This window comes from Methylobacterium sp. TK26 (genome assembly GCF_055361565.1).
Genome location: NZ_CM143965.1, coordinates 2511100 through 2524322, shown reverse-complemented (window position 1 = coordinate 2524322; position 13223 = coordinate 2511100). Strand labels below are relative to the sequence as shown.

Annotated in this window: 14 protein-coding genes; 8 read left to right on the top strand and 6 right to left on the bottom strand. The window is 70.5% G+C overall.

Annotated features, from left to right (window positions below):
• Positions 1-37 precede the first annotated feature (37 nt).
• A complete protein-coding gene (locus tag ACXJ1Y_RS12140) occupies positions 38-1417 on the bottom strand; it encodes a sigma-54-dependent transcriptional regulator (protein WP_463846519.1) in 1380 nt (459 codons plus the stop codon).
• Positions 1402-2862, bottom strand: a complete 1461-nt coding sequence (locus tag ACXJ1Y_RS12135; RefSeq protein WP_463846518.1) for a sensor histidine kinase — start codon at positions 2860-2862, stop codon at positions 1402-1404. The genes ACXJ1Y_RS12140 and ACXJ1Y_RS12135 overlap by 16 nt, the downstream gene beginning before the upstream one ends.
• Positions 2863-3011: 149 nt before the next feature.
• On the opposite strand from ACXJ1Y_RS12135, the gene ACXJ1Y_RS12130 reads away from it, so the two are divergent.
• The gene (locus tag ACXJ1Y_RS12130; RefSeq protein WP_463846517.1) at positions 3012-3341 is read left to right on the top strand and encodes an Hpt domain-containing protein; all 330 of its coding nucleotides are present in this window, start codon (positions 3012-3014) and stop codon (positions 3339-3341) included.
• Here the strand turns inward: ACXJ1Y_RS12130 and ACXJ1Y_RS12125 are convergent.
• The 3 genes from ACXJ1Y_RS12125 to ACXJ1Y_RS12115 all read right to left on the bottom strand — a co-directional run bounded on the left by ACXJ1Y_RS12125 (position 3338) and on the right by ACXJ1Y_RS12115 (position 7785).
• Positions 3338-4570, bottom strand: coding sequence for a sensor histidine kinase (locus ACXJ1Y_RS12125; protein ID WP_463846516.1), 1233 nt, complete (start codon positions 4568-4570; stop codon positions 3338-3340). The genes ACXJ1Y_RS12130 and ACXJ1Y_RS12125 overlap by 4 nt on opposite strands.
• 259 nt (positions 4571-4829) lie before the next feature.
• On the bottom strand, positions 4830-6461 hold the full coding sequence (locus ACXJ1Y_RS12120; protein WP_463846515.1) for an ABC1 kinase family protein: 1632 nt from the start codon (positions 6459-6461) through the stop codon (positions 4830-4832).
• Positions 6462-6579: 118 nt separating this feature from the next.
• Positions 6580-7785 (bottom strand): amino acid aminotransferase, encoded by a 1206-nt coding sequence (locus tag ACXJ1Y_RS12115; RefSeq protein ID WP_463846514.1) that lies wholly within the window; start codon positions 7783-7785, stop codon positions 6580-6582.
• Between the two features lie 213 nt (positions 7786-7998).
• Here ACXJ1Y_RS12115 and ACXJ1Y_RS12110 point away from each other — a divergent pair, with 213 nt between their 5' ends.
• The 3 genes from ACXJ1Y_RS12110 (at position 7999) to ACXJ1Y_RS12100 (ending at position 10572) form a co-directional block, all read left to right on the top strand.
• Positions 7999-9120, top strand: a complete 1122-nt coding sequence (locus ACXJ1Y_RS12110) for a branched-chain amino acid ABC transporter substrate-binding protein (RefSeq protein ID WP_463846513.1) — start codon at positions 7999-8001, stop codon at positions 9118-9120.
• A 218-nt stretch (positions 9121-9338) separates the two neighbouring features.
• On the top strand, positions 9339-9614 hold the full coding sequence (gene infA / locus ACXJ1Y_RS12105) for a translation initiation factor IF-1 (protein ID WP_238250273.1): 276 nt from the start codon (positions 9339-9341) through the stop codon (positions 9612-9614).
• A gap of 1 nt (position 9615) precedes the next feature.
• Positions 9616-10572: a DMT family transporter gene (locus ACXJ1Y_RS12100; RefSeq protein ID WP_463846512.1), complete on the top strand. Its 957-nt coding sequence runs from the start codon at positions 9616-9618 to the stop codon at positions 10570-10572.
• On the opposite strand, the gene ACXJ1Y_RS12095 is transcribed toward ACXJ1Y_RS12100, so the two are convergent.
• The gene (locus tag ACXJ1Y_RS12095) at positions 10530-10835 is read right to left on the bottom strand and encodes a hypothetical protein (protein WP_463846511.1); all 306 of its coding nucleotides are present in this window, start codon (positions 10833-10835) and stop codon (positions 10530-10532) included. The two genes, ACXJ1Y_RS12100 and ACXJ1Y_RS12095, sit on opposite strands and share 43 nt — an antisense overlap.
• Positions 10836-10974: 139 nt before the next feature.
• Between ACXJ1Y_RS12095 and ACXJ1Y_RS12090 the strand changes: the two genes are divergently transcribed.
• The 4 genes from ACXJ1Y_RS12090 (at position 10975) to ACXJ1Y_RS12075 (ending at position 13004) form a co-directional block, all read left to right on the top strand.
• Positions 10975-11580, top strand: a complete 606-nt coding sequence (locus ACXJ1Y_RS12090; protein ID WP_463850103.1) for a sulfite oxidase-like oxidoreductase — start codon at positions 10975-10977, stop codon at positions 11578-11580.
• Complete coding sequence (locus tag ACXJ1Y_RS12085; protein ID WP_463846510.1) at positions 11555-12307, top strand: FAD-binding oxidoreductase; 753 nt, start codon at positions 11555-11557, stop codon at positions 12305-12307. Before ACXJ1Y_RS12090 ends, ACXJ1Y_RS12085 begins: the two co-directional genes overlap by 26 nt.
• Before the next feature lie 28 nt (positions 12308-12335).
• Positions 12336-12623 (top strand): hypothetical protein, encoded by a 288-nt coding sequence (locus tag ACXJ1Y_RS12080; protein ID WP_463846509.1) that lies wholly within the window; start codon positions 12336-12338, stop codon positions 12621-12623.
• A gap of 144 nt (positions 12624-12767) precedes the next feature.
• The gene (locus ACXJ1Y_RS12075) at positions 12768-13004 is read left to right on the top strand and encodes a DUF6894 family protein (RefSeq protein ID WP_463846508.1); all 237 of its coding nucleotides are present in this window, start codon (positions 12768-12770) and stop codon (positions 13002-13004) included.
• Positions 13005-13223: the final 219 nt, after the last annotated feature.

The window sequence follows — 13223 nt, the reverse complement described above, 5'->3', positions numbered from 1 at the left end:
GTTGAGCAAATCGGCTGAATCCGGCAGGTTTCACCCGCTAAAGAGTGTCTTCGCTGTCTGATTTAGCGACGTGCTCTGTCGTATTTTGCGACAGTGCCGGATCATCGACGGCGAGGCCGTACCGCTCGATCTTCGCGTAGAGCAGCTGCCGCTGGATGCCGAGGCGCTTGGCGGCGCGGGTGCGGTTGCCGCCTTCCTCGTCGAGGGCCCGCGCGATCATCCGGCGTTCGAGCCGCGCGACGGCCCCCGGCAGGTCACCGGCCTCGTCCCCGGGCGTGTCCGGTGCGGCGGGTGCGCTGCCCGGCAGGTCGATCTCGTCGGCGGCGATCATCCCGCCGCGCACCAGAACGGCGGCGCGCTCCACCACGTTGCGCAATTCGCGGACGTTGCCGGGCCAGGGATAGGCCAGCAGCCGCGCCGCCGCCCCGGCGCTGAGGCGCTTGCCGAAGGCGGCGAGGAAATGCTCGGCCAGCGGCACGATGTCGGCGAGGCGGTCGCGCAGGGGCGGCAGCGCGATGGGGACGACCGCCAGCCGGTAATAGAGGTCGGCGCGGAAGCGGCCCTCCGCCACGAGGGCCGGCAGGTCGCGGTGGGTCGCCGCGACGAGGCGGACATCGATCCGCAGCGGACGCCCGCCGAGGGGCGTGACCGTGCGGTCCTGGATCACCCGCAGGATCTTGGCCTGCATGGCGGGGGCCATGTCGCCGACCTCATCGAGGAACAGCGTGCCGCCGGCGGCCTGGGCGAAGGCGCCGCTCCGGTCGGCGGTGGCGCCGGGAAAGCCGCCGCGCGCATGGCCGAACAGCTCGATCTCCAGGAGGTCGGGCCGGATCGCAGCGCAATCCACCGGCACGAACGGCCTCTCGCGCCGCGCGGAATAGGCGTGGATGGCGCGGGCGACCTCCTCCTTGCCGGTGCCGGTCTCGCCGCCGATCAGCACCGTCGCGGGGTTGTCGGCGACGAGGCCGATGGTCTTCTGCACCCGGCGCATCGCCTCGCTCGACCCGACGAGCCCACCTGCCGGGCGCTTACCCCCCTGCACCGGATCGGGCCGCGACCGCTGGAGCATCCCGTCCAGGGCGGCGGCGAGGTCGGCCCGGCCCACGGGCTTCGTGAGATGGTCGTGGGCGCCGAGCCGCATCGCCTCGATGGTGTTGGCCGGGCTCGCATAGGCGGTGAGCACGAGGACCGGCGGCGGCTCGGCCTGCGCGCGGATGCGGGCGAGGGTCGCCATGCCGTCGAAGTCGCCCGGCATCCGCAGGTCGAGGAGCACGGCGTTCACGCCCCCCGCCGCGAGGCGCGCCAGGGCTTCGCTGCCGCTCGCCGCGACGACCGGACGGTGGCCGAGATCGCCCACCGTCTCCGCCAGACCCTCCCGCAGGGCGGCGTCGTCATCCACGATCAGGACGGTCGCCATGGCAGCTCCATGATGAAGGTGGCGCCTTCCCCCGCCGAGGAGGGCGCCAGGGTCACGTCGCCCCGGTGCGCCCGCGCGATCTCGCGGACGATGGCGAGGCCGAGGCCGGTGCCGCCGGGACGCGCGGTGGCGAAGGGCTCGAAGATCGCCGTGCGCAGGTCCGGATCGACCCCCGCGCCGGAATCCGCGACGGCGATCTCTAGCAGCACGTTGCCCTCGCGGACGACACGCCGGGCCTCCACGCGGACGGTGCCGCCGTCGGGGCTGTGCTGGATCGCGTTGAGGATCAGGTTCTCCGCCGCGCGCACGATTTGCGCCCGGTCGAGATGCGGATCGTCCCCTGGCGGCAGGCTGCCGGCCTCGATGGCGATGCGGACATCGCGCGCCTCGGCCAAGTCCCGGTGGTCCTGCGCGCATTCCGCCAGCAGCGGGCCGACCGGCACCGGGCTGCGGGCGATGGAGCGCGGCTGCGTCAGGTTCAGGAGGTCACGCAACAGGGCGTCGACGCGGGCGATCTGCCCGAGCACCGATTTCAGGGCGGTCGCCGCCCGTTCGGGCTCGCCGTTGGCCAGGGCGTTCTCGGCCTTCAGCCGCATGGCGGCGATGGGGTTGCGAATCTCGTGGGCGAGGTCGGCGGCGAGGCGTCCCACCGCCGCGAGGCGTTCGGCGGCCACGGCCCGCTCGCGGGCGGCGCGTAGCCGCCCCCCGGCGGCGTTCAGGGCATCAACCAGCCGGTCGAGTTCCGATTCCCCCGTGCGCTGCAGATGCGGCAGTTCCTCGGCCTCCGCGAGGGGCGAGGCGAGGGCGGCCTCCAATTGCGCGATCCGGCGGGAGAAGCCGATCAGGAACCGCCCGAGGAAGATCGCGGCGCCGACCACCGTCACCGCCAGGAATCCGAGGCCTACGAGCAGCCGCATGTAGGACGGCCCCTCGGCCACATGGGCGCGGATCATCGTCCAGGCGGTGGCGTCCGGCCCGTAGGCGCGCAGCGGACAGCCCTGGAGCACGAGCACCTGCGTCCGGTTCGGCCGCCGCAGCGTCACGGCGTGCTCCACCTGCAGCGCCTCGGTCGTCACCGCCGCGATGACCGGACGCTCGGCCTCCGGCAGGTCGGTCTTCGGGCCGGTGCCCTCATAGGTCGGGAAGGCGTAGGCGACCGAGCCGCCGGAGGCCGTCCAGATGCCCCCCTCGACCCCGGGCAGGGCTTCGAGGGCCAGGGCGACGATGCGCTCGGGGGCGGTGCCCGGCGGGAGGGGACCCTTGCGCCCGGCCACCCGGTCGATGATCTCGCGGCATCCGCGCGTCACCGCCACCTCGGCTTCCGCCACCTGCACGGCGGTCGATTGGCCATAGAGCCCGTAGAGCAGCAGGCCCGTGGCGGCGCCAGAGGCGAGCAGCATCATCCACAGCGCGGACAGGCGCGCCCGCAGGCTGTTCGTCCTCAAGGGCGGGCTCCGCGCGGCGCCGTCGGGCTGCGGGATCCGCCCCGGAGCGACATCGTGACCGATGGGGCCCGGAGGGGTTGGATGATGACGGTCAGCGGGGCATCCTGTGACCTGCGAAGTCAACCGATCTATGAAAAGGGACAGTGCCATTGTCCACGCCCGCCCTCGTCAATGCGAGCACGCTCGCCGAACTCGGCGACGTGATCGGGCGGGAACGATTGGAGAAGCTGATCGCCCGCTTCTCCCAGGCCCTGGCCGACGCCTTCCCGGATGGCGAGCGCCCGACCGCCGAGATCGGGCGCGAGGCGCACACCCTGGTCTCGATGTCCGGCATGCTCGGCTGCGACGCCTTCAGCGCCGCCTGCCGCACCCTTGAGCACGAGGCGAAGGCGGGCGATGGCATCGCCGCGCCCCTCGCCGAGGCGCGGCGCCTGCGCGACGCCACCCTCGGCGCCCTCTCGGAAAACAGCCTCGCCTAGCTTGCCCGCTGGAAGATCTGGGCCTCGGCGGGCAGGGGCGGCAAGGGGCTCTCGAAGGTGAGCACCGCCCCGCTCGCGGGGTAATCCAGCGTGACCGCGCCGCCGAAGCTGTGGGCGAGGCTGCGGGCGATCAGCCGCGTGCCGAACCCCGTGCGCGTCGGGGGGGCGACGGGCGGCCCGCCGATCTCCTCCCAGCGGAAGCACAGGACCGGATCGCCCTCGGGCCGGGCCTCGGCCACGCGCCACGTCACCGCGACATGGCCGGCGGGGGTCGAGAGCGAGCCGTACTTCGTGGCGTTGGTGCCGAGTTCGTGCAGCATCAGCGCCAGCGTCATGCCCTGGTGGGCGTTCAGCGTGACGTCAGGCCCCTCGACGCGGAAACGGCCCGGCACGCCGTCGCCGTGCAGCGACACGGCCGTGCCGACGAGGGCCGTCAGCGAGGCGCTGGCGAAGGAGCCCTGCACCAGAACGTCATGCGCCTGCGCCAGCGCGAGAAGCCGCGCGGAGAGGGATTCCGATGCGGTTTCGAGGGAGACGGCGTTGCGCAGGGTCTGCGCGGCCACCGCCTGCACCAGCGCCAGCGTGTTCTTCATGCGGTGGGCGAGTTCCTGCATCAGCAGGGTCTGGCGCGCCTCGGTGGTCTTCAATTCCGTGATGTCGCGGGCGACCGCCAGGATGCGCTCCGGCCGCTCGTGGGCCCCGAGGATCGGCGTCACCGCGATGTCCCACCACGTCGCAATCCCGCGCACCTCCAGTTCCGCCTGGAACCGGTTGGCGCGGCCGAGCCGGGCCGAGTGCAGGCCGGAGAGCACGGCGCTGCGGCTGTCGGGGCAGATCCAGAAGTCGACCCAGAGCTGGCCGAGCGCCCCCGCCGCGCTGACGAGGCCGAGGATCGAGGGGCCGTTCTCGCTGAGCGTGATCAGGCGCCCGTCGAGATCGAGCACCGACACGAAATCGTTCGTGGTCCACAGCAAGCGCCGGTTCAATTCCTCGCTGGCCTGGAGCTTCGCGTTCAGTCCCTCGGCGCTGGCGAGGCGGGTGGCGCTGTCCTCGGCGACGATGCGCCCGCTCTCCACCATGCGGTTGAGGCGCGCGTTGCGGCGGATCTCGGTGTCGGCGAGTTCCGTCGCCTGGCTCAGCAGAAGCCGCAGCCGTGCGTTCTCGGCCTCAAGGTCCTCACGCCGGACGACGGCCGGTTCCAGGTCACTCAGCGCAACAAGCAGATCCATCGCAGCGCCCCCGCCGTACCCCACCGGAGGCCCCGTCACGGGGCTCGAGCCCTGCGAAAGCGCGGTCGGCGACGGTCAATTCGGAGCGGGGACGGCGGTGGCGGACCGGGTCCGCTTCTCTCTCGCCGCCCCTGCCCGCAACCGCGCGATTCGAGGGGTGCTCGACCGTATCATGCGGCCAAGCTGCCGCAAGCGAAGACTGTTTCAATTCGCTTGCGACAAAAGCGACGAATCCGCAGAATTGTATTGGAGGATACGTTCAGCGTTTTCGCATAAGCAATACCAGCCACCCGATGCCGAGAATAAACACGACCAAGCCGATCGACACAAAAACCGGAGTCCCGAGGTCGATGAGCCGGGGGGCGAGCTGGGTGGCGAAGGCCGCGACCACGAGGGCCACCGCGACGCGGGCGGCGGCGCGCTCGATCCCCCGCGTGACCTTGTCGAGGCCCTTGATCTCGATCTCGACGGTGACGCGGCCCTGCTTCAGCCGCACCAGCATCAGGTGGATGAGCGTCGGCAACTCGGACGCGGCACCGTAGAGGCCCGCGCCCAGGGCCTCGGCCTTCTGCTTCAGCCCGTCGAGGGAGAATTGCGAGCGCATGCTCGCCCGCACCGTGGGCGCGGCGGCGGCGAAGAGGTCGAAGTTCGGATCGAGATGGCGCATCACGCCGTCCGCCGTCACGAGGCCCTTGAACAGGATCGCGAGGTCGGTCGGCATCGCGAGGTCGTTCTCGCGGGCCATGTTCATGAAGTCGGTGAGGACCAGCCCGAGGTTCAGCGGGATCGTGGAATGGCTTTCCACGAAGGCCTGGGCCGAGACCTGCAGCTTGGTGAGGTCGGGGTTGCTGGTGCCGGTCCAGTCGAGGAGCACGGCCATCAAACCGTCCGCGTCCTGCTTCAGCATGGCGCCGATCAGCACCAGCAACTGGTTGCGCCGCCGCTGCGAGAGGCGGCCGATGATGCCGAAATCGATGAAGCCGATGCGGTTGCCCGCCATCGCCAGCATGTTGCCGGGGTGCGGGTCGGCGTGGAACTGCCCCTCGATCAGGGCCATCTGCAGGAAGGCGTCGGTGCCCTTCTGGGCGAGCATCTTCTTGTCGATGCCCGCCGCCTCCAGGGCGGCCTCGTCATTGGGCGGGATGCCGTGAATGAAGTCCTGCACCAGCACCCGCTCGGAGCAATACTCCCAGTGGATGCGCGGGAACACGATGTCGTCGCGCCCCTCGAAGATCTGGGCGAGTTGCTCGCAGTTGCGGGCCTCGTTGAGGAGATCCAGCTCGCCGTTCAGGCCGTCGGCGAGGTGGCGCATCTGCTCGCGGGGCTGGTAGCGGGCCATGTCCGGCCACTCCGCCTCCACGATGCGGGCGCCGTGCGCCATCAGCCGCAGGTCGGCCTCGATGATCTTGCGTAGGTTCGGCCGCACCACCTTGACGATGACGTCCTCGCCCGAATGCAGCCGCGCCCGGTAGACCTGGGCGATGGAGGCCGAGGCGAGGGGTTCGGTGTTGAACTCGGCGAAGATCTCCGCGGCCGGGCCGCCGAGGTCCTGCTCCAACTGGTCCTTGATCTGCTCCCACGGCACGGGAGGGACCTGGCTGTGCAACTTCTGCAACTCCTCCGTCCAGGCGGGGGAGAGGAGATCGGGCCGGCTCGCGAGGATCTGTCCGAACTTGATGAAGGTCGGGCCCAGCGCCTCGATGGCCCGGCGCATCCGCTCGGGCTCGGAGAGGCGGGTGACATCGACGCGCGGCTGGCGACGCGGCAGCAGCGGAAGCGCACGCAGCCCGAGACGGTCCACGACGCGGGTGACGCCGAAACCGATCAGGATCGAGGCAATCTCCGACAGCCGCTGGCGGTCGCGTGCGGCAACGAAGGCGGTTTTGAGCATGAGGCTGGCGGCATTCCTGAATGGGGCTTCACCGCAGCCCGATCTTAAGGACTTTTTTGGGACCTACTTACGCAGATCCGCTGCCGGCATCGCCGCAGGGCGATGCCGGCGCGGTGGTTCAGCCCTTCACGGCGCCGTCGATGGCGTCGAGAACGCGGTCGATGTTGTGGGTGTTCAGCGCGGCGACGCAGACGCGGCCGGTCTCGAGGGCGTAGACCTCGTGCTCCTCACGCAGGCGCACGGCCTCGTCCGGGCTGAGGCCGGTATACGAGAACATGCCCTTCTGCACCTTGATCGCCTCGAAACCCCGGTCGGGGTGGCGCTGGTGCAGGCTGTCGGCCATGCGCACCCGCATCGCCTGGATGCGCTCGCGCATCTGGCCGAGCTCCTTCTCCCAATCGGCCCGGAGCGCCGGATCGGTCAGCACGATCTCGACGATGGCCGCGCCGTGCGTCACAGGATTGGAGTAGCTCCACCGCACCAGCCGCTTGGCCAGGGCCTCGACCTTGGCGCGCATGGCCGGATCGGCCGCGACGATGGTCAGGGCGCCGACGCGCTCGCCGTAGAGCGAGAACGACTTCGAGAACGACGAGGCGACGAAGAACTCCTGGCCCGATTCGGCGAAGCGGCGCACCGGCGCGGCGTCGGCGTCGAGGCCCAGGCCGAAGCCCTGGTAGGCGATGTCGAGGAAGGGGATGAGCCCGCGCTTCTGCATCAGCGGCACGAGGTCGGCCCATTCCTCGTCCGTCAGGTCGGCGCCGGTCGGGTTGTGGCAGCAGGCATGCAGCACGACGATGGTGCCGGCCGGCATCGTCTCGAGGGCCGCGCGCATGGCCGGGTAATCGGCGCCGCCGGTCTCGTCGTTGAAGTAGGGGTAGTCCACCACGGTGAAGCCGGCCTGGGTGAACAGGGCGCGGTGGTTTTCCCAGGTCGGGTCGCTGACGGCGACGGTGGCGCCGGGCTTCAGCTTGGCGAGCACGTCGGCGCCGATCTTCAGGGCGCCGGTCCCGCCGACGCTCTGGAGCGTCGCGGCCCGGTTCTGCGAGAGGATCGCCGCGCCCTCGCCGAAGAGCAGCGCCTGCACCGCGTCCCGGAACGGCTTCGTACCCTCGATGGGCCGGTAGGTCTTCGGCAGGCCCTTCTCGATCCAGCGCCTCTCGGCCTCCTGCACCGCCCGCAGGCGCGGCACCTTGCCCTCCGCGTCCGTATAGACGCCGATGGCGAGGTTCAGCTTGCCCGGGCGGGTGTCGGCATTGAACGCCTCGAACAGGCGCATGATGGGGTCGAGCGGCGCATCCTGGATGCCGGCGAACAACGAGGTCATGAAAATGGTCCCGAAACGGCTGGGGCGACCCGCCGGGGACGATGCTTCGCCGCCGCGGTACTGCGGATCGGGACGCCTTATCGCGCAGATCGCGCGGGACCGCGACCCTGTCTGCACGCAGGGCTGGTCGAAAATCCATGACGACTATCGCCGCGCGTAGGTGAGGCTGCGTATACTCGCGCAAGTTTGTATCCGCCGAGGCCGCCCCGGACCATGAGAGCCCTCGCCCTGGCCCTGTGCTTCCTCGGGACGCTGCCCGCTGCCGCGCAGGTTTCGCCGCCGGTCCGGATCGGCCTGTCCGCGCCGCTTTCGGGGCCGGATGCCGGCTTCGGGCAGGGCCTGCGCGCGGGCGCCGAGCAGGCGGTGGCCGATCTCAACCGCGCGGGCGGGCGCCGCTTCAGTCTCACCGCCGCCGACGATGGGGGCGATCCGAAACAGGCCGCCGCCGTGGCCGCGCGGTTCGCCGCCGACGGGATCGGCGCGGTGGTCGGCCCGTTCGAATCCGCCGCCGTGGCGAAGGCGGCGCCGGTCTACGAGCGGGCCGGCACGGTCCTCGTCGCGCCGGGCGTCACCTACGGGCCGCTCACCGGGCGGGGGTTGTGGAACCTGTTCCGCCTCGGCCCGAGCGATCCGCAGCAGGCCCGCGCCGCCGCCGACTATCTCGCCAGGGTCTATGCCGGGAAACCGATCGCCATCCTCAACGACCGCACGACGTTCGGGCGCGGCCTTGCCGACGCGGTCGCCACGCGGCTGCACGACCTCAACCAGCACGAGGCGGCGTTCGAGGGGATCGAGCGCGGCAGTCGCGATCTCTCGGCGCTGGTGAAGCGCCTCGCGGCGGCCAAGGTGGCGGCGGTGTATTTCGGGGGCACGGGCGCCGACGCCGCCACCCTGGTGCGGGCCATGCGTGAGGCTCACCTGACGGCACCCCTCGTCGCCAGCGACGGAATCCTCGCCCCGGCCTTCGCCGCGAGTGGCCCGGCGGGTGAGGGCACGGTGATGACGTTGCCCTCCGATCCGCCGCGCCTGCCCGACCTCAAGGTCGGCAAGGCGGCGCCCCGCACGCCGGAGGCGGATTCGGCGGCCGCCAGCGCCTATGCCGCCGTGCAGCTCCTCGCCCAGGCCCTCGACCGGGGGCAGGCGGCCGATGCGAAGGGCAAGGTGAACGGACGCAAGCTCGCCGACGCCCTGCGCACGGGTAAGTACAAGACGGTCCTCGGCGATCTGTCCTTCGACGGGCGGGGCGATCCGGCGGGCGGGATGGTGTTGCTGCGCGTCTGGCGCCGCACGCCGGACGGGCGGCTCGATTATGCCGGGCAAGAGCCGCCATCCTGAGGAAGAATGGTGAAACGGATTGTATTGCGGCACCGGGATCGTCGCAGCCGACTTGCGGCTGTGTTCCATGGCGACTAAATCCGTGCTTCGCCGCCGGGCAGAAGTGATCCCCCTTTCGGATCGGACCGTCGTGCTCCGGCGTTTTTCAGACGACACGGGTTGTCGAACGCTGTTTTGCCGGAACGCCTGCTGCCGGACGGTCCGACTGGAGAAGGTGTATGGCCAAAGAAGAGTTGATGCAGTTCGACGGTCTCGTGATCGAGATCCTTCCCGATGCCCGCTATCGGGTGCAGCTGGACCAGGGCCACGAGATCGTCGCCTACACGGCCGGCAAGATGAAGAAGAACCGCATCAAGACGCTGGCCGGCGACCGGGTGACGGTCGAGATGTCGCCCTACGATCTGGAGAAGGGCCGCCTCGTGTTCCGTCACAAGGACGAGCGCGCCTCCGGTCCCCGTCCGCCAGTGCGCGGCGGTCAGTTCCGTCGCCGCTGAGGTGACGAGGCCGGGCGGCGGCGCCGCCGCGGCTTATCCCCTCCTCACACTCACCGCGCTGCTCTGGGCGGGCAACGCCGTCACCAGCCGGTGGGCCCCGGGCCATGTGTCGCCGCAGGTCATCACGACCCTGCGCTGGCTCGTGGCCTGCACGGTGCTGATCCCGTTCGCGGGTCCGCGCATCCTGGTCGAATGGCCGATCCTGCGGCGGCACTGGCTGCGCATCCTGCTCATGGGCGGGCTCGGCTACACCGCCTTCAATTGCCTGTTCTATGCGGCCGGCACCTATACGGGCGCGGTCAACCTCGCCCTGTTCCAGGGGGCGATCCCGGTCATCGTCATCCTGGCCAACCGCATCGCCTACGGCGTGCCGGTGGGCGGGGGGCAGGCGGTGGGGGTGGTGCTCACCCTCGCGGGCGCGGCGATGGCCGCGAGCCATGGCGACCTCTCCGTGCTCACGAACCTCGCCTTCAACCGGGGCGACGTGCTCGTGTTCGGGGCCTGCCTGCTCTACGCGGGCTATACGGTGGTGCTGCCTATGCGGCCGAAGGTGTCGGCGCTGGGCTTCTTCGGCGCCATGGCCATCGCGGCCTTCGTGACGTCCCTGCCGCCGCTCGCGGTGGAATGGGCCACGGGCCATTCCGTCTGGCCGAGCCACGAGGGCTGGGCGATGGTCGCCTTCGTCGGCCTCGGGCCCTCGCTGCTGTCGCAGCTCTGCTTTATGCGCGGGGTCGAACTGATCGGCCCCAACCGCGCGGGCCTTTTCGTGAACCTCGTCCCGATCTTCGGGGCCGGGCTCGCCGTCCTGGTGATCGGCGAGCCCTTCGGTCCCGTCCAGGCGGCGGCCCTGGCGCTCGTGCTAGGCGGGATCGCCTGCGCCGAGCGCTTCAAGCCGCGGCCCGTGTCGGAGCCGGCTTACTCGCAGACGCGGACGCGGCGGAACAGCACGTCGCCATAGGCATCGACGTAGCGGCGACGCTCGAAATGGCAGACCGGGCCGTAATCCTCTTCCACGTAGACCGGGGGCGGGGCCCGGTAGACGGGGCGGCCGGGGTAGTAGCCGTTGTTGGCCGAGCCGGCGATGGCGCTGCCGACCGCGAGGCCGCCGATGGCGCCGAGCGCCGCAGCGCCCGCCGGGCCGATGCCGTCCCGCGCCTGTGCGGCGGGGGCGAGGGAGATGACGCCGGCCAGTAGCGCGGCGGTCGCGAAGGTCGTCCGCATGTCCGTTCCTGTGATGAGTCCACGCCTTGCGACGTTGAGCCTATCACACATGAGCTTTCGGGCGATTATTCGGCGAAGTCACGGCGCTTGACGGACGGCGTTTCGCGTTCGAAACCGGGCCATGGGTGAGGAAACCGGCATGGTGACACGCGGCTTCGTCGGGCGACGGCAGCCTCCGGAGACCGGAGCGCGGCTTCCGCCGGGCCAGTACCTGACGCAGGATTTCCCGATCCTGCAGATCGGGCCGAATCCGGTGATCGACCTCTCCACCTGGCGCTTCACGCTGCGCGAGGGGTCCCGGCCCATTAAGGCGTATCGCTGGGAGGAGCTGGATGCCCTGCCGCGCACGAAGTGGCACGGCGACATCCACTGCGTGACCAAGTGGTCGAAGTTCGACACGGCATGGGAGGGCGTCACCATCGACGACCTCTTGGCCGATGCGAACATCTCGGCGCCGACCGCCTACCTGCTGGCCGAATCCTTCGACGACTACACCACCAACGTGCCGGTCGTGGATCTCCTCAACGGCAAGGCGATGATCGCCACGCGCTACGCGGGCGAGCCGATCCATGCCGACCATGGCGGGCCGGCGCGTCTCTTCGTGCCGCACCTGTATTTCTGGAAGAGCGCCAAGTGGCTGAAGGGCCTGCGCTTCACCAACACCGACACCGCCGGCTACTGGGAACTGCGCGGCTATCACATGTACGGGGACCCTTGGCGTGAGCAGCGGTACATCGGAGATTGAGCCGGCGACGGCCGAGCCCATCGTTTTCCGCTGGCACGAGGCCGAGGTCGCCTCCGTCACGGTGGTGACGCCCCACGTGAAGAGCGTGCGCCTGCGCTGCGCCATCGCCGGCCGGCAGCGGGCGGGGCAGCATGTCGACGTGCGCCTCACCGCCTCGGATGGCTACCGGGCGAGCCGCAGCTATTCCGTCGCCTCGGTGCCGGACGACAGCGGGACCCTCGAACTGCTCGTCGAGGGCCTGCCCGGAGGCGAGGTCTCAGGCTGGTTCTTCGATTCCGCCGAGGTGGGGGACCGCCTCGAACTGCGCGGACCCATCGGCGGCTCGTTCTCCTGGGATGGGCCGGATGGCGGGCCGCTCCTGCTGGCCGGCGGCGGCTCGGGCGTGGTGCCGCTCCTCGCCATGCTGCGGCGGCGGGCCGAGGTGGCGCCGGAGATCCCGGCGGCGCTGATCTATTCGGTGCGCAGCCGCGCCGAGGCCATCGCCCTCGAAGAGCTGGAAGCCCGCCACCGCGACGAGCCGAACTTCTCGCTGTTCCTGCGCACCACGCGGGAGGGCGAGGGGCGAAGGATCGATGCCGCCCTGGTGCGGGCGGCCCTCGCCGGGATCGGCTCCCCCACCAAGGTGTTCCTCTGCGGCTCGAACCGCTTCGTCAGCCCGGCGGCCGACCTCATCATGGCGGCGGGAGTCCCGCCCACGATCATCCGCACGGAGCGGTTCGGCGCCTGAGCCGCGAGACCCGGAACCGGGCGTCGGCATGACCGTTCGATCCGTGCCGGCAATTGCGCCGTCGTTGGAGGTCTCGATGCCCGGGATGTTGTCTCGCCTTGCCTTCGTCACCCTCGCCGTCGTCGGCTTGACCGGCACGGTCGCCGCCAGGGACGCCTCGGCCCCCAAGAAGAAGGGCCACACCACGACCCTCAACGGGTTCAAGCCGGCCTATCAAGCCAATACTCACGTTTCCGGTACGGCTCGGCCTTATACTTGGCCGGTTTCCGAGCGTTACCGGCCGGTGTCTCAGCCATATTTCGGCCGAGCTTACTGAGCGCGCGTTGCGCGAATGAATTGGCGGCGGTCGCCAGGACCGCCGCCCTGCGTCGATCCTGCGGCGGACATTGGCGGATCGGCAATTGCGTAGAAACAACGGAGGCGCATAAGCGGGGTCCACCGGTTGGACCGGATTCGCGCTGTGCCCCGCTACTTCATCGACCTCCATGACGGCAGCAACCTCGTCCGCGACAAGGAGGGGTTCGATCTGCCGGACCTCGACGCCGCCCGCGCCCAGGCCGCGCGAATCATGACGCGTATCGCGCAGGGGATCGCCGAGGGGCCGGAGCGGCAGGACTACGTCCTGGCCGTGCGCACGGAGGACGGCACCGTGCGCCTGAGGATGCGGATGTCCCTGGACCCCGAGCCCTCGGAATAGTCCGAACGCGCAAGCAGGCCCCTCATGCCCGGGGTGGAGTGGTCAGCCCGCCCCGCAACCGTTACCATGCGCGCCTCGGACCAAAACGGGCGGCCTTCGGATGGACGCTCTCAAGCGTCCCGCGCGGGCCATGAGCGCCGCGTGTCTGTCCTGATGATACCGCGTCGTTCGATGCCGACTGGGCTTTGCCCCGGCGGACGGCGCCTTACCGAAAGCCTG